Annotated in this window: 20 protein-coding genes; 1 reads left to right on the forward strand and 19 read right to left on the reverse strand. The window is 61.1% G+C overall.

Annotated features, from left to right (window positions below):
* Positions 1-3 precede the first annotated feature (3 nt).
* Positions 4-570 (forward strand): c-type cytochrome, encoded by a 567-nt coding sequence (locus tag FXN63_RS26380; protein WP_148818653.1) that lies wholly within the window; start codon positions 4-6, stop codon positions 568-570.
* 161 nt (positions 571-731) lie between these two features.
* Here the strand turns inward: FXN63_RS26380 and FXN63_RS26385 are convergent, their stop codons facing one another.
* From FXN63_RS26385 to mnmG, 19 genes are all read right to left on the reverse strand, one after another.
* The gene (locus FXN63_RS26385; RefSeq protein ID WP_148819868.1) at positions 732-2,762 is read right to left on the reverse strand and encodes a UvrD-helicase domain-containing protein; all 2,031 of its coding nucleotides are present in this window, start codon (positions 2,760-2,762) and stop codon (positions 732-734) included.
* 205 nt (positions 2,763-2,967) lie between these two features.
* Positions 2,968-5,079, reverse strand: coding sequence for a primosomal protein N' (locus FXN63_RS26390; protein ID WP_148819870.1), 2,112 nt, complete (start codon positions 5,077-5,079; stop codon positions 2,968-2,970).
* Positions 5,080-5,531: 452 nt separating this feature from the next.
* On the reverse strand, positions 5,532-6,608 hold the full coding sequence (gene hemE / locus FXN63_RS26395; protein WP_148818655.1) for a uroporphyrinogen decarboxylase: 1,077 nt from the start codon (positions 6,606-6,608) through the stop codon (positions 5,532-5,534).
* A gap of 171 nt (positions 6,609-6,779) precedes the next feature.
* Positions 6,780-7,481 carry a helix-turn-helix domain-containing protein gene (locus FXN63_RS26400; protein ID WP_148818657.1) on the reverse strand — a complete coding sequence of 234 codons (702 nt, stop codon included), beginning with the start codon at positions 7,479-7,481 and terminating at the stop codon, positions 6,780-6,782.
* Between the two features lie 471 nt (positions 7,482-7,952).
* On the reverse strand, positions 7,953-8,369 hold the full coding sequence (locus tag FXN63_RS26405; protein WP_148818659.1) for a F0F1 ATP synthase subunit epsilon: 417 nt from the start codon (positions 8,367-8,369) through the stop codon (positions 7,953-7,955).
* Between the two features lie 25 nt (positions 8,370-8,394).
* Positions 8,395-9,816 (reverse strand): F0F1 ATP synthase subunit beta, encoded by a 1,422-nt coding sequence (gene atpD, locus FXN63_RS26410; protein ID WP_148818661.1) that lies wholly within the window; start codon positions 9,814-9,816, stop codon positions 8,395-8,397.
* A gap of 43 nt (positions 9,817-9,859) precedes the next feature.
* Positions 9,860-10,738 (reverse strand): F0F1 ATP synthase subunit gamma, encoded by an 879-nt coding sequence (gene atpG / locus FXN63_RS26415; RefSeq protein WP_148818663.1) that lies wholly within the window; start codon positions 10,736-10,738, stop codon positions 9,860-9,862.
* Positions 10,739-10,814: 76 nt separating this feature from the next.
* Positions 10,815-12,356: a F0F1 ATP synthase subunit alpha gene (gene atpA, locus FXN63_RS26420; protein WP_148818665.1), complete on the reverse strand. Its 1,542-nt coding sequence runs from the start codon at positions 12,354-12,356 to the stop codon at positions 10,815-10,817.
* A 47-nt stretch (positions 12,357-12,403) separates the two neighbouring features.
* Positions 12,404-12,943, reverse strand: coding sequence for a F0F1 ATP synthase subunit delta (locus FXN63_RS26425; protein WP_148818667.1), 540 nt, complete (start codon positions 12,941-12,943; stop codon positions 12,404-12,406).
* An 84-nt stretch (positions 12,944-13,027) separates the two neighbouring features.
* Positions 13,028-13,498, reverse strand: a complete 471-nt coding sequence (locus FXN63_RS26430; protein WP_148818669.1) for a F0F1 ATP synthase subunit B — start codon at positions 13,496-13,498, stop codon at positions 13,028-13,030.
* 96 nt (positions 13,499-13,594) lie between these two features.
* On the reverse strand, positions 13,595-13,849 hold the full coding sequence (gene atpE, locus FXN63_RS26435; RefSeq protein WP_148818671.1) for a F0F1 ATP synthase subunit C: 255 nt from the start codon (positions 13,847-13,849) through the stop codon (positions 13,595-13,597).
* Positions 13,850-13,983: 134 nt separating this feature from the next.
* Positions 13,984-14,856, reverse strand: a complete 873-nt coding sequence (gene atpB / locus FXN63_RS26440) for a F0F1 ATP synthase subunit A (protein ID WP_148818673.1) — start codon at positions 14,854-14,856, stop codon at positions 13,984-13,986.
* A gap of 57 nt (positions 14,857-14,913) precedes the next feature.
* Entirely contained in the window at positions 14,914-15,642 is a 729-nt protein-coding gene (locus tag FXN63_RS26445) for an ATP synthase subunit I (RefSeq protein WP_148818675.1), read from the reverse strand.
* 455 nt (positions 15,643-16,097) lie between these two features.
* Positions 16,098-17,018, reverse strand: coding sequence for a ParB/RepB/Spo0J family partition protein (locus tag FXN63_RS26450; RefSeq protein WP_246164978.1), 921 nt, complete (start codon positions 17,016-17,018; stop codon positions 16,098-16,100).
* 39 nt (positions 17,019-17,057) lie between these two features.
* Positions 17,058-17,870 carry a GNAT family N-acetyltransferase gene (locus FXN63_RS26455; protein ID WP_148818677.1) on the reverse strand — a complete coding sequence of 271 codons (813 nt, stop codon included), beginning with the start codon at positions 17,868-17,870 and terminating at the stop codon, positions 17,058-17,060.
* A gap of 6 nt (positions 17,871-17,876) precedes the next feature.
* Positions 17,877-18,731 carry a ParA family protein gene (locus FXN63_RS26460; RefSeq protein WP_148818679.1) on the reverse strand — a complete coding sequence of 285 codons (855 nt, stop codon included), beginning with the start codon at positions 18,729-18,731 and terminating at the stop codon, positions 17,877-17,879.
* Positions 18,732-18,793: 62 nt separating this feature from the next.
* The gene (locus FXN63_RS26465; RefSeq protein WP_148818681.1) at positions 18,794-19,339 is read right to left on the reverse strand and encodes a lipocalin family protein; all 546 of its coding nucleotides are present in this window, start codon (positions 19,337-19,339) and stop codon (positions 18,794-18,796) included.
* Positions 19,336-20,046 (reverse strand): 16S rRNA (guanine(527)-N(7))-methyltransferase RsmG, encoded by a 711-nt coding sequence (gene rsmG / locus FXN63_RS26470; protein ID WP_246164979.1) that lies wholly within the window; start codon positions 20,044-20,046, stop codon positions 19,336-19,338. The genes FXN63_RS26465 and rsmG overlap by 4 nt, the downstream gene beginning before the upstream one ends.
* The gene (mnmG, locus tag FXN63_RS26475; protein WP_148818683.1) at positions 20,043-21,965 is read right to left on the reverse strand and encodes a tRNA uridine-5-carboxymethylaminomethyl(34) synthesis enzyme MnmG; all 1,923 of its coding nucleotides are present in this window, start codon (positions 21,963-21,965) and stop codon (positions 20,043-20,045) included. The genes rsmG and mnmG overlap by 4 nt, the downstream gene beginning before the upstream one ends.
* Between the last annotated feature and the right edge of the window lie 617 nt (positions 21,966-22,582).

Consider the following 22,582-nt stretch of genomic DNA (forward strand, 5'->3'; position numbering starts at 1 on the left):
GCAATGAGCAACGTGCAGCAAACTCACTCGGAAGACCACGAATCGCCCATCCGGACACCCAAGCAATTGGCAGTGGTTGTCCTGCTGTCATTTGTGGTTCCGATCGTGGTCATCATCTTGCTGGTCAAGTTCGTGACCGCCGGAAATAGCGTTGGGGCGGGCTCGGACAGCCTGACGGAAGAATCGGTCGCCAACCGCCTGCGCCCGGTGGCCGGCTTCGAGCTGCGCGATGCCAACGCACCGCGCGTGTTCCAAAGCGGCGAAGCCGTCTACAAAGCCGTCTGTGCCACCTGTCATGCCGCCGGCGTCGCCGGCGCGCCGAAACTCGGTGATGCGGGCGTCTGGGCTCCGCGCATTGCCGAAGGCTTCGACACCATGGTCAGCATCGCCATCAAGGGCAAGGGTGCCATGCCCCCGAAGGGTGGCAACCCCGACCTCGACGACATCGAAATCGCACGCGCCGTGGCCTACATGGCCAACGGCTCCGGTGGCAAGTTCGAAGAACCTGCCGCCCCGGCCCCGGCCGCAGCGCCCGCAGCAGAAGGTGCGGCACCGGCTGCGGCCAAGTAATCGATTCGTTCAAGCGGTGTCAGCCGCTTGAACATCGCCAAACACGCCGAAAGATGTGAAAAATCCCCTGGTGATCTCTGATCACCAGGGGATTTTGCGTTTTTAGCTACATAACAAGGCAGCCAGCCTTCCAGCTGGCCGCGACCCCTACCTGACAACCCCTAGGTTTTCTTCAGCAATCCCTTCAGCCTGGCCATGCGTTCGCGCGGGCTGAGCGTGGGTTCGGTATCCACGATCTTGTCGGTATCCAGGCCCATTTCCTCAATGAAACGCGAAGGCTCCCGCGCCACGTCTTCCCGCGCGCGACGACGCTTGCGGCACCAGGTCACGTTCAGGCTGCGCTGGGCGCGTGTGATGCCCACATACATCAGGCGGCGCTCTTCCTGCACCCGCGACGCAAGCGATTCGGCTGCCTTGGCGGGGTCACCATCTTCATCGTCCTTGCCCAGGTGCGGCATCAAGCCTTCCTCGCAGCCCACCAGGTACACGTGCGGGTACTCCAGCCCTTTGGACGCATGCAGCGTGGACATGCGCACCGCATCCGGGGCTTCTTCCTCGTTCTTTTCCAGCATGGTGACCAGCGCCACGTGCTGCACCAGGTCAACCAGCGACAGCCCGTCTTCTTCTGCCTTGCGGCCCAGCCACCCGATCAGTTCCAGCACGTTCTGCCACCGGGTCTGCGCAGTGCGCTCTTCACCGCTGTCATACAGAAAACGCTCGTAGCCGATCGCACTCAGCAAGTCGCTGATGATCGGGCCTGCCGGTTCGGCCGGAGCCGGCGGCTCTTTGTTGGCAGCGCCACGCCCGGCACGCCACTGCATGCGATGCATGAATTCACCGAATTCGCGCAGCGGCGTCAGTTGTCGCGGCGCCAGGCGCTGGGCCAGGCCTTCCTCGAACACCGCCGCCAGCAACGGAATTTCGCGTTCCCCGGCGTAGGTGCCCAGCACGTCCAGCGTGGCTTGGCCCACGCCACGTTTCGGCGTGGTGATGGCGCGGATGAAGGCCGGGTCGTCCTCGTCATTGGCGATCAGCCGCAGGTACGACAGCACGTCGCGGATTTCGGCCTTGTCGAAGAAGCTCTGCCCGCCCGACAGCAGATAGGGAATCTTCATGTTGCGCAGCGATTGCTCGATCACCCGCGCCTGATGATTGCTGCGATACAGGATCGCGAAGTCTTTCCACTGCGCCTGGTAATCGAACCGGGCGGCCGAGATGCGCACGCACACCGACTCGGCTTCGGCTTCGTCGTTTTCCATCGGGATGATCTTGATCGGGTCCCCTGCCCCCAGGTCGGACCACAGCTTCTTCTCGAACAGCTTGGGGTTCTTCTCGATCACCCGGTTGGCGGCAGCCAGAATGCGCTGCACCGACCGGTAGTTCTGTTCAAGCTTGATGACTTTCAGGCTTGGGTAGTCGGTCGTCAGCTTGGCCAGGTTTTCCACCGTGGCACCGCGCCAGGCGTAAATCGCCTGGTCGTCGTCGCCCACCGCCGTGAACATGGCACGCACGCCGGTCAGCAACTGCACCAGACGGTACTGGCAGGCGTTGGTGTCCTGATATTCGTCCACCAGCAGATAACGCAGGCGCGACTGCCAGCGCTCACGCGCCTCGGCGTCGCGTTCCAGCAGCTGCGTGGGCATGCGTATCAGGTCGTCGAAGTCGACGGCCTGATACGCCTTCAAGGTGGCGTTGTAGCTGCGATAGGCGCGTGCGGCCTCGGCTTCCGCCGCGGTAGCGGCGATTTTTTCGGCCTCTTCCGGGTCGATCAGCGAGTTCTTCCACAAAGAAATCGTGCTTTGCACCTGGCGCAGCCGACCCTTGTCGGTGGTGGCGATCAGGTCTTGCACGATCGCCATCGCGTCTGACGAATCCAGAATCGAAAACTGCGGTTTCAGCCCGACCTTGCGCGCTTCTTCGCGCAACATGCGCACACCCAGCGAGTGGAAAGTGCTGATGGTCAGTCCCTTGATCAGCTCCTTGCTGGCGATCTTGCGCACCCGCTCGTCCATTTCACGGGCAGCCTTGTTGGTGAAGGTCAGCGCCGCGACGTTGCGTGCGTGATAACCACAGTCACGCACCAGATACGCGATTTTCTGGGTGATCACGCGGGTTTTACCGCTACCGGCACCGGCCAGCACCAGACACGGGCCATCCAGATAGCGCACGCCCTCACGCTGGGCATCGTTCATGCCGGCATCAAGTGGCACGGGGCTGGGGACTGGGGCCGTGCCGTCCGCGCGTGCATCGGCGCGCGCCAACGCGCGCGAGGCGAAGGTGGGGCGTTCATCACTCATTTTGCGGTCCTACCGGTTGCACACCCGATTGCACACTCCCACTCCACCCCCACAGGCGCGAACCCGGACGCTGCTCAGTCATGCACGGCACATTCATGCGTCATATCTCCAACGGATCCACTTCCAGTTGCCAGCGCACCCGCGCCGACCCAGGCAAGTCGGCCAGACACGGGGCCCAGGCGCGCAGGAAGGCCTGCAAAGCCGGGCGGCTATCGCTTTCGACCAGCAACTGCGCGCGCTCCAGGTCGGCCACCTTCACGACCCGCAGCGGCACCGGATCGTAGACCATGACCTGCTCGGCACCCGGCAGATCCGGGCGCGCAGTGGGCAGGTCGCGGGCTTCGGTCAGGAAGGTCACGGCGGTCGCCAGTTCACGCGATTCGGCCGTCAATAGCGCCTGAAATGCGAAAGGCGGCAAACCCGCGCTGCGACGCTCATCCAGCGCGTACGCAGCAAACCCCGCATAGTCGTGGCGCACCAGGGCTTGGTACACCGGCTGTTCGGGGTAGCCCGTCTGAATATATACATCAGCCCCGCTGCCGCGCCGCCCTGCCCGCCCCGCCACCTGCATCAGTTGCGAAAACAGGCGCTCGGGCGCACGGAAATCGTGCGAAAACAACATGGCATCGGCGTTCAGTACCCCGACAAAACCCAGGTTGTGAAAGTCGTGTCCCTTGGCCACCATCTGCGTGCCCACCAGGATATCGACCTCATTGGCATGCACTTGCGCAAACAAAGCCTCGGCGCTTCCTTTGCGCCGGGTGCTGTCGGCGTCGATGCGCGCCAGTCGGGCATTCGGAAAGCGCGCCGCCAGGAATTCTTCCAGCCGCTGCGTGCCCCGCCCCATCGGTTGCAAGTCCTGGTTGCCGCAGTCCGGGCAGGCAGGCGGCACCCGTTCATGTGCACCGCAATGATGGCAGCGCAGCATGTGGCCGCTACGCATGCCCCGATGCAGCACCATGAAGGCCGAACAACGCTTGCAGGTGCTCATCCAGCCGCAGGCTTCACAATTGAGCACCGGCGCGTAACCACGGCGGTTCAGGAAGATCAGCGACTGCTCGCCACGTGCCAGCCGGTCTTCGATTGCCGCCACCAACTGCGGGGACAGCCCTTGTTCCAGCTTCAGACGGCGGGTATCGATCAGGGACACCGTGGGCGGCTCGGCTTCGCTGGCACGTTGCGGCAGCGACAGCTTCACGTAACGGCCAGACTCGGCGTGATGCCAGGTTTCCAGCGACGGCGTGGCCGATCCCAGCACAATGGGCACGTTGCGGTCGCGCGCGCGCCAGATCGCCAGGTCACGCGCCGAATAACGCAGGCCGTCTTGCTGTTTATAGGACGGATCGTGCTCTTCATCGACCACGATCAGGCCCAGCGCGGGCAAAGGCACGAACAAGGCCAGACGCGTACCCACGATCAGGCGAGCCTGCCCGCGCACCGCACGCAGCCAGGCTTCCAGCCGCTCGCCATCGGCCAGCCCGCTGTGCAACACGGCAACCGCGCCTGCCCCCACCGCCTGTTCAAGCCGGCGCGTGAGCACCCCTTCCAGCTGCGGCGTCAGGTTGATTTCCGGCACCAGCAACAGCACTTGCCGGTCGCTGCGCAACACGGCTTCTGCGGCGCGCAAATACACCTCGGTCTTGCCGCTGCCGGTCACGCCGAACAATACAAAGGTCTCGAACCCTGTCGCAGCAGCCAAGGTGTCCACCGCGTGTTGCTGTGCGGGGTTGAGCGTAGGCGCTGCCGCAACCGGGGCGGCATCCCCCGTCTTGCGTTTGGCAGCCCGGGCGTCGATGCGCGCAATCGGGCCGCCCGCCGAGCGGGCACCTTCGTAGGCAGCGGGCTTGCGCAAGGCACCGGGCAAGGCCGGCAGAATCACTTCCCCCAGGGGCCGCTGATAATAATCGGCCGCAAAACGTGCCAATTTCATCCAGTCGGCAGCCAGCGGTGGCATGTCGTCCAACACGGCATCAATCGCGCGGACCTGGGCGGGCGGGTACGTGGGCGCAAGCGGCGTGTCGGCCACCACCCCCACCATGCGACGCGGCCCGAAGCGCACGATTACCCGCGTGCCGATGGCAACAGGCCGATCGGCACGGTAGTCGAACAGACCCGGCAAGGGCACGTCCAACGCGACGCTCAACCAATGGGTGTCGGCTGATGCACCCGTACTGACAGCCGCGATATCGTCGCGCTGCCCGGGCACAACCATGCCCCCGCGCGAGGCCTCAGGTGCCGCGCTGTCGTCATCGAGCGGGAGATCAGGCAGCGCCATACGGGTCCATCGAACTTAAAGTGAATCCTTGAAGTTTGCCGTAAGCGCAGGCGCGGGCTGCGGATTTCAAGGTTTCCCACAGAACCTGTGGACAACTTTGGGGACAACGCAGAAAAAAACCGCTTGAGTGCCGCTTGCATGTACAGAAGCGTGGTAAGGCACTTAAATCGAGTTTTTTATGTTCCCTTATAAATCAAGGACTTAATGCGTTTTCTCAGGCGCTGCCTGGGACAGCGCTGACTTGACAGGCAGGAAAAGCCGACATGTGTATAAGTACCGTTTACCGGTACGCTGACTTGCGGGTACTTATGGGTACTCGCACAGAAGTGCCCACTCACACCGCTGGACGGCGGCAGTGGTGGGTGTCCCGACTCGGGACACCCTGCAGACTATTGATGCCAGCGACGGCTGTGCGAATGTACGGTTTCCACCAACTCGACCACTGCTTCGGGCGGCGTGAATTGTGAAATCCCGTGACCGAGATTGAAGACGTGCCCTGCGCCCGGGCCAACTTGCCCAAAGCTGTCGAGCACCTTGATGGCTTCGCGGGCAATGTTGCCCGGGCCGCCGAACAAGGCCATCGGGTCCAGATTGCCTTGCAAGGCCACCCGGTCACCGACGCGCTTGCGTGCGGCACCCAGATTGACCGTCCAGTCAACGCCGACCGCATCGCAGCCCAGATCGGCAATCGATTCCAGCCACAGCCCGCCGCCCTTGGTGAACACCACCACCGGCACCTTGCGGCCGTCACGTTCACGCGTCAGGCGCGACACGACCTGCTGGGTGTATGCCAGCGAAAACGCCTTGAAAGCATCATCGGCCAGCACACCACCCCAGCTGTCGAACAGCATGACAGCTTGCGCGCCCGCTTCGATCTGGGCATTCAGATATTGCGCCACCGCTTCGGCATTGATCGCCAGAATACGGTGCAGCAGATCCGGGCGCTGGTAGAGCATGGTTTTCACGGTACGGTAGTCAGACGACCCTGCACCCTCAACCATGTAACAGGCGAGCGTCCACGGGCTGCCGGAAAAACCGATCAAGGGCACACGGCCGTTGAGCGCACCGCGAATCTGGCGCACGGCATTGAACACGTAATCGAGCGAAGCCATGTCCGGCACCGCCAGCGCATTCACGGCTGCCTCGTCGCGAATCGGACGTGCAAAGCGCGGACCTTCACCAGCGGCGAAGTCCAGGCCCAGACCCATTGCGTCCGGCACCGTCAAGATGTCAGAGAACAGGATCGACGCGTCGAGCGGGAAACGCTCAAGCGGCTGCAAGGTCACTTCGGTCGCGTAATCGGGATTCTTGGCCAGCGACAGGAAAGAACCGGCGCGTGCGCGGGTGGCGTTGTACTCGGGCAGGTAGCGTCCGGCCTGACGCATCAACCAGATCGGCGTGTACTCGGTAGGCTGGCGAAGCAGCGCGCGCAGGAAGACGTCGTTCTGAAGAGGCGTGGCAGACACTGGGCAAGGCCTTGAAGGTAGCGCGGAACCCGCAATTCTAACCTGTGCGGCAGACCCGACCAATGATTTGGGACAACAGTGGGCCATGAACCACCCGTCGTCCCGCTTCCGCCCGATCAATTGTCTGCCTGACCTGCTGTGTCGATCTTTGCCGCAATCAAACTGGGGCATTCAGCTCGCGCTGCGAAACGGCTCGGCGGCGATTTCGTGTTTGCGCATCAGTTGCCAGAACGCACGGCGGTTCTTGTCGGCGGCACGTGCTGCCTTCGAGATGTTGCCCTGATGGTGCCGCAACATGTTCTTCAGATAACGACGCTCGAACTCGGTGACGATGCGCGCCTTGGCGGCCCGGAAAGGCTCGTCAGCGGTCAGACGCGAGCGCAGCGGCGGGGCTTCGGTTTCTTCGACACTGACCGTGCTTGCCTCAATAGGCGCTGCGCTCGGTGCCGCTGCACGCGACCACGTGCACTGCCGCAGGCGCACCTTCAAGTCGTCTGCAGTGGCCGGGTCACGCAAAAAGTCGCGCATGCCCAGCCCCAGCAAGTCTTGCAGGCCAGCCGCCTGAAGATCGCGAGCCAGTCCCAGAATGGGAGTGTTCAAGGTACCCAGGGCATTGGCAAGCGCCAGCCTGGTCCACCCCAGCGTCAGCGGCGTGACGGGCATCAGGCAGACGTCGAAACGGCGCAATGCCAGCGCTGCGTCGCGCAGACTCCCGGCGCTTGCCCGCCCCAGTCCGCCGTAACGTGCGTCACCCAGATCCACCATGTGCAAGGTAATACCGCCCAGCTGTCCCGCGTGCATGTCGATGAAGCTGCGCATCCAGCTTTCCTGGCCAGGCAACACCAGCACTGCACAATCAACTGACTCTCTCATACCCCAAAACCTGTAACAAGTAAGTAACACCTGAAGGCTACTTGGGCGTAAAAGTGCTTTCCATTCGCATTTCACACAACGTAAAAATGCCTAGTCCAAATAGATGATTCACAGGGACAAAGCAGGTCTGCGCCGGTCGACCGACAGCAAGATGCAGGCAACTTTCAGCGACAGCGGTCTACACGTAATCAACGGCAAAACTTCTGAATGTGATCACCTAGATAAATCGATCACAAAATACGAAGCTTTTTTGCCCATTGGGGTCGGCTGCACGTTGGCTCGCAGGGAAAGCGCCGCAACAACGCGGCAGCCATCCAGGGCCAGTGTTGGGTAGATACCGCACGAATACGGCCCCCCCCAGCGCGGCAAACCTGAGCACACATCCAGCACAGACAAAAAAACAGGGCAGACCCTTTCGGCGTCTGCCCTGTTTTTCCTCACCACCTGGGTGGTGAGCACTGCCGGCGCGTCTTAGCGCCCGCGCAGCTTGCGGATCGCGGCCAACTGAGCTGCCAACATGGCCAGCTCGGCTTCGACCACGGCCACTTCGGCCTTGTCAGTCGCGTTGCGCAGGGCCTCTTCGGCACGCACGCGTGCTTCGTTGGCCTTGGCTTCATCGAGATCCTTGCCGCGGATTGCGGTGTCGGCCAGGACCGTCACCACATTCGGCTGGATTTCGATCAGACCGCCGGCCACGAAGATCGACTCTTCCTGACCGTTGTCTGCGCGGGTGATCTTGACCGTACCCGGACGAACGCGCGAGATCAGCGGGGTGTGACCGGGCAAGATGCCCAGTTCGCCCGACTCACCCGGCAAGGTCACGAACGTTGCCTCACCGGCAAAGATCGAGGCCTCGGCGCTGACCACGTCAACATGAATGGTTGCCATAAGATCCTCTGTGAAGCGTCAGTGATTACTGCAGCTTCTTGGCTTTCTCGAAGGCTTCGTCGATCGTGCCGACCATGTAGAAGGCTTGTTCCGGCAGTGCATCGCACTCGCCGTCCACAATCATCTTGAAGCCACGAATGGTTTCCTTCAGCGGCACGTACTTGCCCGGTGCGCCGGTGAACACTTCGGCGACGTGGAACGGCTGCGACAGGAAACGCTGGATCTTACGAGCGCGCGAGACGGCCTGCTTGTCTTCCGGCGACAGTTCGTCCATGCCCAGAATTGCGATGATGTCGCGCAATTCCTTGTAGCGCTGCAGCGTTTGCTGCACGCCACGTGCGGCGGCATAGTGCTCTTCGCCAACGATCTGCGGGTCGAGCTGACGGCTGGTCGAATCGAGCGGATCGACGGCGGGGTAGATACCCAGCGCAGCGATGTCACGCGACAACACAACGGTCGAGTCCAAGTGCAGGAAGGTGGTTGCCGGCGACGGGTCGGTCAAGTCATCCGCAGGGACGTACACGGCCTGGATCGAGGTGATCGAGCCAGCCTTGGTGGACGTGATGCGCTCTTGCAGCTTGCCCATTTCTTCAGCCAGCGTCGGCTGATAGCCCACGGCCGACGGCATACGACCCAGCAGTGCCGACACTTCGGTACCGGCCAGCGTGTAGCGGTAGATGTTGTCGACGAAGAACAGGATGTCGCGGCCTTCGTCGCGGAACTTCTCGGCCATCGTCAGGCCCGACAGCGCCACGCGCAGACGGTTGCCCGGGGGCTCGTTCATCTGGCCGAACACCATCGCCACTTTCGACTCGGGCAGGTTGTCCAACTGAATCACGCCGGCTTCCGCCATTTCGTGATAGAAGTCGTTGCCTTCACGGGTACGCTCACCCACGCCGGCGAACACCGACAAGCCCGAGTGCTGCTTGGCGATGTTGTTGATCAGTTCCAGCATGTTCACGGTCTTGCCCACGCCGGCGCCGCCGAACAGGCCGACCTTGCCGCCCTTTGCGAACGGGCAGACCAAGTCAATCACCTTGATGCCGGTTTCCAGCAGTTCCACGGAAGGCGACAGTTCGTCGAACTTCGGTGCTGCCTGGTGGATGCCGCGACGCTCTTCGGTCAGGATCGGACCGCGTTCGTCGATCGGACGACCCAGCACGTCCATGATCCGGCCCAGGGTGGCGGTGCCAACCGGAACCTGGATCTGCGCGCCCGTGGCGGCCACGGCCATGCCGCGGCGCAGGCCGTCGGACGAGCCCATTGCAATAGTACGCACCACGCCGTCGCCCAGCTGTTGCTGAACTTCGAACGTCAGACCTTTCTCTGCGAACGAGGCGCTCTCGTCGGCCAGGGTAAGGGCGTCATAGACCTTGGGCATCTGGTCGCGGGGGAACTGAATGTCCACCACGGCGCCGATGCACTGAACAATGCTTCCGTTGCTCATATCGATTCCCGATTGCTGATTTCTTGAGGTGAGTCGCTACTGCTTAGACTGCAGCAGCGCCACCCACGATTTCGGAGATTTCTTTGGTGATCGCTGCTTGACGAGTCTTGTTGTAGACCAGTTTCAGCTCGCCGATCACCTTCTTGGCGTTGTCCGAGGCGGCCTTCATCGCCACCATCCGTGCAGACTGTTCCGATGCCATGTTCTCGGCCACGGCCTGGAACACCAGCGCTTCAACGTAACGAAGCAGCAGTTCATCGATCACGGTCTGCATGTCCGGCTCGTAGATGTATTCCCACGAGTAGGCTTTTTTCTCGTCAGCGGTCTGCGAGAACCGATCGTCCGCCAAGGGCAGCAGCTGCTGGAATACCGGCTCTTGCTTCATCGTGTTGATGAAGCGGTTGTAGGCCAGGTAAACCGCATCGATGCGGCCTTCGGCGTACGCGTCGAGTTGCACCTTCACGGCACCGATCAGGCGCTCCAGGTTCGGTGCATCGCCCAGCTGGACGACTTCCGACACCACGTTGGTATTCAGGCGGGTCAGGAAACCCAGGCCCTTGTTACCGATCGCAGTGGTCTGAACCTTCACACCAGACGCGTCATACTCTTTGAGCTTGTTCAGCACAATGCGCATCACGTTGGTGTTCAACGCGCCGCACAAGCCCTTGTCCGTCGTGACCACGATCACGCCAACCGCCTTGCTGTCCGTACGAACGGTCAGGAAGGGATGCTCGTAATCGGGCGCAGCTTCGGCCAGGTGCGCGGTGATATTGCGTACCTTGTCGGCGTACGGGCGAGCAGCGCGCATGCGCTCCTGCGCCTTGCGCATCTTGGACGCGGCGACCATTTCCATCGCCTTGGTGATCTTGGACGTGTTTTGCACGCTCTTGATCTTCGTCCGAATTTCCTTGATTCCGGCCATTTCGTCTTCCCTTGTCAGTAGCGCGTGGGATGCAGGGTCTGCATCATGAACGGACCCGCATCACACGCGGCCTGCCTCAGAACGCTCCGTTTTTCTTGAAGTCTTTGACCGCTTCGTGCAGCTTGGCTTCGTCATCCTTGGACAGTTCTTTCTTGTCCTCGATGCGGCCAACCAGATCGGCGTACTTCGACTTCAGGTAGTCCTTCAGGCCCTTCTCGAAGGCCAGGACCTTCGGCACATCCACGTCGTCCAGGTAGCCGTTGTTGGCTGCGAACAGGGACACGCCCAGTTCCCAGACTTGCAGCGGCTGGAACTGGGGCTGCTTGAGCAGCTCAACCACGCGCTTGCCGCGCTCCAGCTGGCGACGGGTCGAATCGTCGAGGTCGGAAGCGAACTGCGCGAACGCAGCCAGTTCACGATACTGAGCCAAGTCGGTACGGATACCGCCGGACAGCTTCTTGATGATCTTGGTCTGTGCTGCACCACCAACTCGCGACACCGAGATACCGGCGTTGATTGCGGGGCGGACACCAGCGTTGAACAAGTCGGTTTCCAGGAAGATCTGGCCGTCGGTGATCGAGATCACGTTGGTCGGCACGAATGCCGAGACGTCGCCTGCCTGGGTTTCGATGATCGGCAGTGCCGTCAGCGAACCGGTCTGACCCTTGACTTCACCCTTGGTGAAGGCTTCGACGTAGTCGGCGTTCACACGTGCCGAACGCTCCAGCAGACGCGAGTGCAGGTAGAACACGTCACCCGGGTAGGCTTCGCGGCCCGGCGGACGGCGCAGCAGCAGCGAGATCTGGCGATAGGCCCAAGCTTGCTTGGTCAAGTCGTCATAAATGATCAGGGCGTCTTCGCCACGGTCGCGGAAGTACTCGCCCATGGTGCAGCCGGCGTAGGCCGACAGGTATTGCATGGCAGCGGAATCAGACGCCGTGGCAGCAACCACGATCGTGTATTCCAGCGCGCCGTTTTCTTCCAGCTTGCGCACCACGTTGTTGACGGTAGCGGCCTTCTGACCGATAGCGACGTACACGCAGGTGATGCCCTTGCCCTTCTGGCTGATGATCGTGTCGATCGCCACCGCAGTCTTGCCGGTCTGGCGGTCGCCAATGATCAGTTCGCGCTGGCCGCGGCCGATCGGCACCATGGCGTCGATCGACTTCAGACCGGTCTGCACCGGCTGCGACACGCCTTCACGGGCGATCACGCCCGGCGCGACTTTTTCGATCACGTCGGTGAGCTTGGCGTTGACCGGGCCCTTGCCGTCGATCGGCTCGCCGAGTGCGTTCAGCACACGGCCTTTCAGTTCCGGACCCACCGGCACTTCCAGAATGCGACCCGTCGTCTTGACGATGTCGCCTTCAGAGATGTGCTGGTAGTCGCCCAGAATCACGGCGCCGACAGAGTCGCGCTCGAGATTCAGCGCGAGGCCGAAAGTATTGTTGGGGAACTCGAGCATTTCGCCCTGCATCACATCGGACAAGCCGTGGATGCGGGTAATACCGTCGGTCACGGAAACGACCGTGCCCTGGGTACGCACGTCAGCCGACGTGCCCAGCGCCTGGATACGGCTCTTGAGCAGCTCGCTGATCTCGGACGGGTTGAGTTGCATGTTGACTCCTGGAATCCTGATTCGCTGTGGCGTCGATCGATATACGGTTAAGCGACGAGGGCGTCGCGCAGTTCGGCCAACCGGGCACGCACCGAAGTGTCGAGCACCTGATCGCCGACCAGCACACGTACGCCGCCAATCAGCGAAGCGTCCACGCGCACCGTAGGCTTGATTTTCACGCCGAATTTTTTCTCGAGCCCGGCGACCAGGTCGGCAACCTGGGCAGCGGTCAAGTCGAACGCGCTGATGATCTCGGCGTCTGCGCTTCCCTCGTGGCGGTTTTTCAACCAGAGGAATTGCGAGGCGATCTCGGGCAGCAGCAACAACCGGTCGTTGTCGACCAGCAGTTCGATGAAGTTGCGGCCAGCGGCATTCAACGGCGACTTCAACACGGCCGAGAACAGTTCGATGCGCTGGGCATGGTCGAGGTGGGGGTCGGTAACGGCAGCGCGCACATCGGGATGTGCGGCAGCCTGCGCCAGCTCGGAAACAAGCTCAGCCCAGCCGGCGAGGCCGGCGCTGTCTGCGCGGGCAACGCCGAACAGCGCTTCGGCATACGGCCGGGCGATGGTGGACAGTTCAGCCATGTTGGCTCTCGATGCCTGATATGGGGTTTACGGACACGGCGCGCGCCCGATAGGGCGCTGCGCCGTGCAGAAGAAACGCAGCGATTACAGCTGCGCCTTGAGCTGACCGAGCAGGTCCGCGTGCGCGGCGGCGTTCACCTCGCGCTTGAGGATCTGCTCTGCACCCTTGACCGCCAGCTCGGCAACCGCATCGCGCAATTGCTCGCGCGCACGTTGTTGCTCTTGCTGGGCATCAAGCTTGGCTTGCGCCAGGATGCGTGCGCGCTCGGCTTCAGCTTCTTGACGAGCCTGTTCGATCACGGCGGCGGCCTGCTTGTCGGCATCGGCCAGGCGCGACTGGTTGTCGGCCTTGGTGGATGCTTCGATCAAGCTGACGCGCGCCTGTGCCTGTGCCAGTTCGGCCTTGCCGCGATCGGCAGCCGCCAGGCCATCGGCGATCTTCGCCCGACGTTCCTCGATGGCCTTCATCAGGGGCGGCCACACGAATTTCATCGTGAAGACAGCCAGGATGAAGAACACGAGCGTCTGGAAGATAAGAGTCGCGTTCAGATTCACGGTAAGTATCCTTCTTCGTTAATGAACATCATCCGCATGCGGCAGGTTAGGCCTTCTAGGGGGCCTGCCACAAGGGAGGCATCTTGAAGGAGGCTATTAACGTGCGAGCGGTTCGATGAACGGGTTTGCGAACGCGAACAGCATGGCGATACCAACACCGATCAGGAAGGCGGCGTCAATCAGGCCAGCCAACAGGAACAGCTTGGTTTGCAGCGGGTTCATCAGCTCAGGCTGGCGTGCCGATGCTTCGATGTACTTGCCACCGACGATCGCGATACCGAAGCAAGCGCCAATGGCACCCAGACCGATGATCAGACCGCAAGCGAGAGCGACGAAAGCGACGTTGGTCATGACAACTCCTAGATTGGATTCAGAGATTAAAACTTGGGATTTTGGAGGGTAGAACTTGTAGAGCAATAACTTAGCGCGGCGTGCCCGGAGCAGGCTTGAACCCAAGGGCCCAGCCTGCCGCGCAACCGTCCAGGTCAGTGACCTTCATGCGACTGGCCGATGTACACCAGGGTCAACATCATGAAGATGAAGGCCTGGAGCACGATGACCAGAATGTGGAAGATGGCCCACAACGTACCGGCGACCAGGTGACCAGCGCCGAGAGCAATCCCGGTTCCAGTCGTAGCCCACGCAGCACCCAGCAAGGCGATCAACATGAAGATCAGTTCGCCGGCAAACATGTTGCCGAACAGCCGCATACCCAGCGAAACGGTCTTCGCTGCGTACTCGACAAGGTTGAGCAGGAAGTTGGCCGGTGCCAGCAGCACCGCACCGATTCCGTGCCCGTGGAAGGGAGCCGTGAACAGCCCCTTCACAAAACCGCCAGGCGTATGGATCTTCATGCCGTAATAGAGCATCAGCAGCAGCACGCCGAAGGACATGCCGATCGTGCCATTCAGGTCGGCGGTCGGGACGATACGGTGATAGGTACCGATGGTCTCGTGCAGGCCGGTGGCGTGGATGATCCAGCCCGGCAGATCGACCGGCAGCAAGTCAAGCGTGTTCATGACGATGATCCAGAGGAACACGGTCAGGGCCAGCGGCGAGACGAATTTGCGCGAGGTTTCGTTCAGAACGATGCTTTTTGCCTGCTCGTCGACCATTTCGACGACGATTTCGACGGCTGCCTGGAACTTGCCAGGCACGCCGGACTGGGCGCGACGCGCGGCCAGCCACAGGAAGAAGCAGACCAGCACGCCGGACGTGATCGACCAGAACAGCGTGTCGTAGTTGATGATCGAGAAGTCGGCGATCAACTTCTGCGGTGCACCAGAGCTATTCAAGTGTCCAAGGTGATGGACGATGTATTCAGAAGCGTTCGAAGCGCCGTGCTCGGAGGAAGCCATCGTGAAAAGCGACCCTTACCTAAAAATGACCAGCTAGATTTTTCGGCCGGAAGGGGCTTAACGCCCTTTCCGCTGGATGCTGTCCAAGGCCAGCATCACCCAATAACTTTTCAGAGCGGCGATCAAGCCTGCCAGCAATGCCGGCCAGACAATCAGCGCGCCTCCCAACTTCACCACCAGTACCAAGAGCAGTACGACGGCGCCAATCTTCACAAACTCACCCACCAGGACGGTGGTACTGCTGCCGCCATCGGGTCGCAGCGAATTCATCAGCAGCTTGAAAGCCAGCAGGGAATTCGGCAACGTCACGCAAGCTGCGCCCAACAACCCCGATAACCCGGCATTCACGCCGCCGATCAACAACGCGATCAGCGCAACGACCACACACACCGTCCACTGCACTGCCACCGATCGCACCAGACTTTGCTGCGATTCCCGCCGCAATTGCGCCACCACTTCGGGCGACACCGGTACAACGGGTTCTTGTATTTCGTCTTTCCCGCGCCTGCCGCCGGCAAACGCGTCGTCATCTTCCCAGGTCTTCCAGCCTTGCTTCGGTGCGCCCGCATTGCTGCGTCTTGCCGCCCGATTGCTGCCGGAACTGCCTGCACTCCGAGGAAAATCTTTCCCGGCACCCTTGCCGCCAGCAGATTTGCCCACAACTACATTGCCTGGATGGGTGGTACGGGCCGATGAGCCTGCGCCGCCCGCATCCGTGCGGGTATTGCCGGTCTTGCTGCTACTGGTCTTACGAGAATTTCGGATATTGCCGGTCTTTTTTGACATTCAGCGCACTGCCACTCCACTACCACTCAGCGGATAGATGTTCAGAAACTTCCACCCGCTGCCGTCATCGTTCGTAGCGCCATGACAAGGTTGGGATCAGCTTGGGGCAACGGCTCAGTGCTTGTTGCTCAAGTCTTATGCTCAAGACTTGCTAAGCCCGTTCTACCCACCATCTCGGCCCAACTCGCACCTATCACGCGCAAACACAGCAGAAAATAGGGTGCCGTCAAACCCAAAGAGTATAGCCTTATATCAAGCTGTAAGGCAAACGACAGCAAGTAAAAAGCGCTTTTGAATCAATCACCTGTGTAACAACCAGGGGAAAAAGCCTCACGATGGTGCAGCGTTGGGGGGCGAGTATATCGCCCCTTGCCCGCTCGTGGTCTTTTGTCGCAATGCAGCACGCACAAGCCATTCGGTAGTGAGTGCTTGCTTTACAACAATTCGATGCTTGATCAGCTATCGATGGCGCTGCCCAGTCCCTGCTTTTCCAGCAACGAAGACAGGTGCTCCCAGCCGTGGAAGGCAATCACGATCTGTCCTTTGTCACGCGCACCAAGCTTGAGCTTGACCTCCGTGCCCAGCTGATCGGACAGGGCCTCTTCCAAACGCGTCACGTCACGCGCCTGGACCTTGCTGCGGCGAACGGGTGCGTCCCCTTCGGCAAGCAGTTTGGCCACCAACTTTTCTGCCTCACGAACCGACAGACGGCGTGCCACGATCTGGTTCGCCAGCTGAATCTGTGCTGCTGCGTCCACAGCCAACAGCGCGCGGGCATGTCCCATCTCCAGATCGCCGGCCAGCAACATGGTCTGCACCGGTGCAGCCAGGTTCAGCAGACGCAACAGGTTCGTGGTGGCTGACCGGGATCGGCCAACGGCTTGCGCCGCCTGCTCGTGAGTCAGACCGAATTCGTGGATCAGCCGCTGCACGCCTTGCGCCTCTTCCAGCGCGTTCAGGTCTTCACGCTGCAGGTTTTCGATCAAGGCCATGATCGCTGCGCGATCATCGGCCACGTCGCGGACCATCACCGGTACTTCTTCAAGCCCCGCCAGTTGCGCAGCGCGGAAGCGTCGCTCACCGGCAATGATCTCGTAGCGCCCTTCCCCGATCGGACGCACCAGCAGCGGCTGCATCACGCCCTGGGTGCGGATCGAGTCCGCCAGTTCGGCCAGCGCACCTTCGTCCATGCGGGTACGGGGCTGATATTTGCCTGCTTGCAGCACCGTGACCGGCAAGGACGACGGACTCGTATCCACCTCGCGGGCAACCAGCGAGAGTGCGCCGGGTGCGTCTTCGCCCAACAACGCATCGAGGCCGCGGCCGAGTCCCTTGGTTTTCTTGACCATGTCGATAAGACCTGTTTCGTGATTCATGTGAAGCGCCGCAGCGTCATGCGCGCGGTCGAGCGGGTGTCAGCCCGCAAAATTATCTGGCGCTCTGCGATACCAGTACGCAAAGCGATCTTGAAAACCATATTGGCAATACAGGTTGCGCGCGGGAGTGTTGCTGGCTGCCACCTGCAACACGGCATGTTGTGCCCCGTGCGCCACCGCTGCCCCCATGGCCGATGCCAGCAGGCTTCGGCCGATTCCCAGCCCACGGGTATTGGGATCGACCACCAGGTCGTAGATGCCCGCCAGCGTATCGTCCAGCACCACCAGCACGCCGCCCACACAACGTCGGCGATGCATGGCCAACAAGGGCATCGCATCCATCGGCAGCTGCAATAGCTGGGCGACGTTGCTTTCGCTGTATTGCTCTGGCACCCCCAGCCGGCGGCCGATCTCGCGGGCGAATCGTTCGCGATCGACCAGCTCGAAATGCAGGCCGGTGTCAGGCATTTCAGGTGGATGCGACAGATCGGCCGCCATCATGCGCCGATCGTCCACGGCTTCGAAACCACGCAGCGCCAGTGCTGCGTCGAGTTCTATCGGCTGGGAAAACGGCGAAATCCGCACTGTGGTCTTCATGCCATGCCGGGCATACCAGCGCGCGCAGAAACCAAGGCGGGCATCCAGCGTGCCCTGCCCCGGACCCAGCGCGTTGACACAACGCGTGCGCAACATGTGGCCGTTGTTCCAACGGATCAGCCACCCGTCGTACATCATCTGTTCACGCGTTGCCGTCGCGTTCAGAAAACTCTCCTCGATCCGCAAGGACAATGGGTCCTCGACCCGCAGCAACGCGGGCGCAATGGTGGTCGGATCGAAGACCGTCAAGTGCATATGCAATCAGAACAGCGAATCGACACGCGTGATCATTTCTGCACCAAAGGACAGGTAGGCCTGTGCGCCCTTGGATGCCTTGTCGAACACCACACCCGGCAGTCCATAACTAGGCGCTTCGGCCAAACGCACGTTGCGCGGAATGAGCGTGGAAAAGACCTTGTCACCGAAGTGGTTTTCCAATTGCGCAGATACCTGCTGCTGCAAGGTGACGCGCGGATCGAACATCACCCGCAACAAACCGATGATCGCCAGGTCAGGGTTGATGTTGGCGTGCACCCGCTTGATCGTGTTCACCAGGTCCGACAGACCTTCCAGTGCAAAGTACTCGCACTGCATCGGAATGATCACGCCATGGGCGGCGGTCAGTCCGTTCAGCGTCAGCAAGGACAAAGTCGGCGGGCAGTCGATCAGCACGAAGTCGTAGCTGTTCGACACCTCGGCCAACGCGGTCTTCAACTGCTTCTCGCGCGCTTCCAGTTCGACCAGATCCAGCTCGGCACCCGCCAGTTCTCGATTGGCAGGCAGCACGTCGTAGCCACCCGCCTCGGAACGCACCCGTGCCGTCGCAATATCGGTCTCGCCGATCAGCACCTGATACAGGGTGGTGCTCAGGCTGCGTTTGTCGATGCCGCTTCCCATCGTGGCATTGCCCTGCGGGTCCAGGTCAACCAACAGCACACGTTTGTCATGCTCGGCCAGCGCAGCAGCCAGATTGACTGCCGTGGTGGTCTTGCCGACACCGCCTTTCTGATTCGCGATGCAGAACACGCGTGCCGTCGTCGTCGCCGTTTTCTTGGCGGATTTTTTTGCAGGCGCGGTGCCAGCGTCAGAGGAAGATTGAGTACGGGAGTCTGCCATCGGCATCTGCTTGAATCTGCTTTCTAGAAAAAGGGTCGGGCGAGCACAGCCCGCCGGACCGGTCAGCGCGCGGTCTGCGGCGTGCGAACCAGCTTCGAGGCGTCGTAGCCGTGGCTGGGCAATTGAGCAAGAATGGTCTGCTCATCGGCCGCAGCCAAGCTCGGCGTGCGGGACAGTATCCACAGGTATTCGCGCGACGGGGTGCCCACCACTGCGTAACGATAATCATCCGCAAGTGCAATCACCCAGTAGTCTCCCCACACCATGGGCAGCCACGACAGCCATGCCGGCGCGAACCGCACCTCAAGGCGGGCCGGCGCACCAGCTGGTCGCGCCAGACCGACCGCTACATCCTGCTTGCCGTCGGCATGGGTACATTGATTGGTGACCTCGATGCGCTCCGCATCGATCAGGCGATAGGTCGCCGTGGTGTCACGCACGCAGTCTTTCTGGAACCGGTTGGGGTAATTGGCAACTTCGTACCAGGTGCCCATGTAACGCGTCACATCCAATGTCGGTATCGATTCCAGCGGTGCAACTTGCGCTGTCGCGCTGGCGCACACGCTGACGATCAGCGCGGCAAGACCTCGGCGCACCCAGGTCGTCATGAGGCCACCTCGTTGTCCGCAGTGCGCTTCATCCAGACGATGCAGCGCTGCGCCGACAGGCGCGGCACGAACAAGTTGGTCACGCCTTCCACCGCCCACTGCTTCTGGTCGCGGATGGCTGCCATTTCATCATCGGGCTGATGCCCTTTCATTGCCGTCAACAACCCGCCCGGGCGGACATGACGGCCAGCCAGTGCCGCGAAATCCTGCAAGGACGCAAAGGCGCGCGAGACAACGATATCGGCATTGGCCAGCGGCATCGCTTCCACCCGCGAATGCACGGCGCTCAGGTTAGGCAACTTCAAGACGCTGGCAACCTGACGGACGAAGGCAACCTTCTTTTCCACCGCGTCAACGCAGCACACTTTCCACTCGGGCTGGACAATCGCCAGCACCACGCCCGGCAAGCCGCCGCCCGATCCGACGTCCAGGAAACTGGCGGGACCACCTTGCAGACGTTGTGCGAATTCCGGCACCACGGTCAGGCTGTCGACAATGTGATGCAGCAACATCTGCTGCGGGTCACGGATTGCCGTCAAGTTGTAGGTTGCGTTCCAGCGCATCATCAGCGCCATGTAATTCAGCAAGGCGTCGATCTGTGCGTGGCGCAAGGGAAGACGCAGTTTGGCTGCGTCGGTTTCAAGCTGGGCTGCAAATACTGCGCCGTTGAAAGGTGCGGTCGTCGGGTTCTGGGTGGTATCCATCATGCCGCTGCCGTGGTGTCACGGCGTCCGTATTGCAAACGTTTCAGATGAATCAGCAGCAGTGAAATCGCAGCCGGCGTCATGCCGGAGATGCGACTGGCCTGGCCTACCGTTTCGGGCAAATGCGTCTTGAGTTTCTGGCGAACTTCAAAGGACAGGCTGCGCACCGCGTCGTAGTCGATATCGGCGGGGATGCGGTGATTTTCGTGGCCAGCCTGTTTCTGCACTTCATCCAACTGACGTGCGATATACCCTTCGTACTTGACCTGGATTTCGATCTGTTCGGCCACGATGGGGTCAGCTTCACCCGGCCCAGCCAGCAAGCTGTCATCGGCCAGGCGGGCAGCCATCAGTGCCTCGTAAGACACGTTCGGGCGCTTGAGCAGATCGAACAGGGAATATTCACGCTCGATCGCCTTGCCCAGCAAGGGTTCGGCAATGGCCGCCGTCAAAATGCGCGGATTGACCCAGGTAGCGCGCAGGCGCTGCACTTCCCGCTCGATGGCATCACGCTTGCGGTTGAAGGCATCCCAGCGGATGTCATCGACCAAGCCCAGTTCGCGTCCGACTTCGGTCAGACGAAGATCGGCATTGTCTTCCCGCAGGCTCAGGCGATATTCCGCGCGCGAAGTGAACATGCGATACGGCTCGGTCACCCCCCGGGTGATCAGGTCATCTACCATCACGCCCAGATACGCTTCATCGCGACGCGGTGTCCACGGTTCGTCATTGCGTGCAAATCGGGCAGCGTTGATGCCGGCCAGCAGACCTTGGGCAGCCGCCTCTTCGTAGCCTGTGGTGCCGTTGATCTGGCCGGCGAAGAACAGCCCTTCGATTTGGCGCGATTGCAGCGACGAGGTCAGTCCACGCGGGTCGAAGTAGTCGTATTCGATCGCATAACCCGGACGCAAGATGAATGCGTTTTCCAGGCCGGGCAACGAGTGAATCAACTCAAGCTGCACATCGAAGGGCAAGCTGGTCGACACACCGTTCGGATAAAACTCGTTGGTGGTCAGGCCTTCGGGCTCCAGGAAAATCTGGTGCGATTCCTTGTCCGCGAAGCGATGGATCTTGTCTTCGATCGACGGGCAGTAACGCGGCCCCACGCCCTCGATCACACCGGTGTACATCGGCGACCGATCCAGACCAGCACGAATGATGTCGTGGGTGCGGGCGTTGGTATGGGTCACCCAGCACGGCACTTGTTTGGGATGCATCGCGGCATTGCCCAAATACGAGAACACCGGCACCGGGTCCAGGTCACCGGGTTGTTCAGCAAGCTTGCTGAAATCGATGGTGCGCCCATCGATACGCGGCGGCGTACCGGTTTTCAACCGACCTTGCGGCAACGCAAGTTCCTGCAGTCGCTTGCCCAAGGACTGCGCCGGCGGGTCCCCTGCCCTGCCTGCCGGATAGTGGGACAGGCCCACGTGAATCAATCCGTTCAGGAAGGTACCGGCCGTGACCACCACCGAGCGCGCGCGAAAGCGCAGACCAACCTGCGTGACTGCGCCGACAACCTTGTTGCCTTCAACCATCAGGTCGTCAACAGCTTGCTGGAAGAGCCACAGGTTTGGCTGATTTTCCAAGCGGCTTCGAATCGACTGCTTGTAGATAATTCGATCTGCTTGAGCACGCGTGGCACGTACTGCCGGGCCTTTCGATCCGTTCAAGATACGAAACTGGATGCCGGCCTCATCGGTGGCAATGGCCATCGCTCCGCCCAGGGCATCGATCTCTTTGACAAGATGGCCTTTGCCGATCCCGCCAATGGAAGGATTGCAAGACATCTGCCCCAGGGTCTCGATGTTATGGGTGAGCAGCAGGGTTTTGCTGCCGGAACGCGCGGCGGCCAATGCTGCCTCGGTGCCGGCGTGACCGCCGCCCACGACAATGACGTCGAATTCGCTTGGGTACAACATGAGAGAAATCCAGAAGAAGACCTGCAGGACGCGCGACGCGCTTATCTGACGTTAAAAACGTAGACGCTTGTATGGGCCAGAACCAAAGATTATAGGAGTGCACGCAGTGATAAGCGAGCCCGCCGGTACTGTCAGGTCTACATCAAGGGGCTGTTTCTATCGATGTTCCACGTGAAACAACAGTCTGGATAAGCTGACTGAGGTTTGGAGATTGGTCCCTTCACGAAGATTAACGGGACTATGTTTCACGTGGAACATTGGAAGTGGGATGCTTTGTTCCAGTGTTGGTGCTGAGTTGATTGCGTGCGCGGCGGGTATGTTTCACGTGGAACATTGTTGGATTTGCGCCGGATATACATGGTTCTTGGTTGGTGTTTTATGGCTGGTTTGTAGAGCTATGTAGCGCCATGCAGCCAGTCGCGGGTGTCGGGGGCGCGTCGCCTGCCCCGCTAGACCTACGCGTCGGGTCTCCCGCCCTCCACGTCGTCCAGAAGGGCAGCCGCCACGCCCCCGACACCCACGCCTTCAAAGCGGTTTGGTTAAAAGCTGATCCCGCCTTTGGGCGTGCCGTGATTTTCTGGCTGCCATGTGCTGGATGCGGTTCTCGGCATTTGGTG

Origin of the sequence: Pigmentiphaga aceris, from assembly GCF_008119665.1 — a bacterium.
Lineage (GTDB): Bacteria > Pseudomonadota > Gammaproteobacteria > Burkholderiales > Burkholderiaceae_B > Pigmentiphaga > Pigmentiphaga aceris.

What these genes read in the sequence shown, in the direction of transcription:
- FXN63_RS26380 (WP_148818653.1), top strand. Translation starts at nt 4, where the DNA reads ATGAGCAACGTGCAGCAAACTCACTCGGAAGACCACGAATCGCCCATC.
- FXN63_RS26385 (WP_148819868.1), bottom strand. Translation starts at nt 2,762, where the DNA reads ATGAACGATGCCCAGCGTGAGGGCGTGCGCTATCTGGATGGCCCGTGT.
- FXN63_RS26390 (WP_148819870.1), bottom strand. Translation starts at nt 5,079, where the DNA reads ATGGTTGTGCCCGGGCAGCGCGACGATATCGCGGCTGTCAGTACGGGT.
- FXN63_RS26400 (WP_148818657.1), bottom strand. Translation starts at nt 7,481, where the DNA reads ATGAGAGAGTCAGTTGATTGTGCAGTGCTGGTGTTGCCTGGCCAGGAA.
- FXN63_RS26405 (WP_148818659.1), bottom strand. Translation starts at nt 8,369, where the DNA reads ATGGCAACCATTCATGTTGACGTGGTCAGCGCCGAGGCCTCGATCTTT.
- atpD (WP_148818661.1), bottom strand. Translation starts at nt 9,816, where the DNA reads ATGAGCAACGGAAGCATTGTTCAGTGCATCGGCGCCGTGGTGGACATT.
- atpG (WP_148818663.1), bottom strand. Translation starts at nt 10,738, where the DNA reads ATGGCCGGAATCAAGGAAATTCGGACGAAGATCAAGAGCGTGCAAAAC.
- atpA (WP_148818665.1), bottom strand. Translation starts at nt 12,356, where the DNA reads ATGCAACTCAACCCGTCCGAGATCAGCGAGCTGCTCAAGAGCCGTATC.
- FXN63_RS26425 (WP_148818667.1), bottom strand. Translation starts at nt 12,943, where the DNA reads ATGGCTGAACTGTCCACCATCGCCCGGCCGTATGCCGAAGCGCTGTTC.
- atpE (WP_148818671.1), bottom strand. Translation starts at nt 13,849, where the DNA reads ATGACCAACGTCGCTTTCGTCGCTCTCGCTTGCGGTCTGATCATCGGT.
- atpB (WP_148818673.1), bottom strand. Translation starts at nt 14,856, where the DNA reads ATGGCTTCCTCCGAGCACGGCGCTTCGAACGCTTCTGAATACATCGTC.
- FXN63_RS26445 (WP_148818675.1), bottom strand. Translation starts at nt 15,642, where the DNA reads ATGTCAAAAAAGACCGGCAATATCCGAAATTCTCGTAAGACCAGTAGC.
- FXN63_RS26450 (WP_246164978.1), bottom strand. Translation starts at nt 17,018, where the DNA reads ATGAATCACGAAACAGGTCTTATCGACATGGTCAAGAAAACCAAGGGA.
- FXN63_RS26455 (WP_148818677.1), bottom strand. Translation starts at nt 17,870, where the DNA reads ATGCACTTGACGGTCTTCGATCCGACCACCATTGCGCCCGCGTTGCTG.
- FXN63_RS26460 (WP_148818679.1), bottom strand. Translation starts at nt 18,731, where the DNA reads ATGGCAGACTCCCGTACTCAATCTTCCTCTGACGCTGGCACCGCGCCT.
- FXN63_RS26465 (WP_148818681.1), bottom strand. Translation starts at nt 19,339, where the DNA reads ATGACGACCTGGGTGCGCCGAGGTCTTGCCGCGCTGATCGTCAGCGTG.
- rsmG (WP_246164979.1), bottom strand. Translation starts at nt 20,046, where the DNA reads ATGATGGATACCACCCAGAACCCGACGACCGCACCTTTCAACGGCGCA.
- mnmG (WP_148818683.1), bottom strand. Translation starts at nt 21,965, where the DNA reads ATGTTGTACCCAAGCGAATTCGACGTCATTGTCGTGGGCGGCGGTCAC.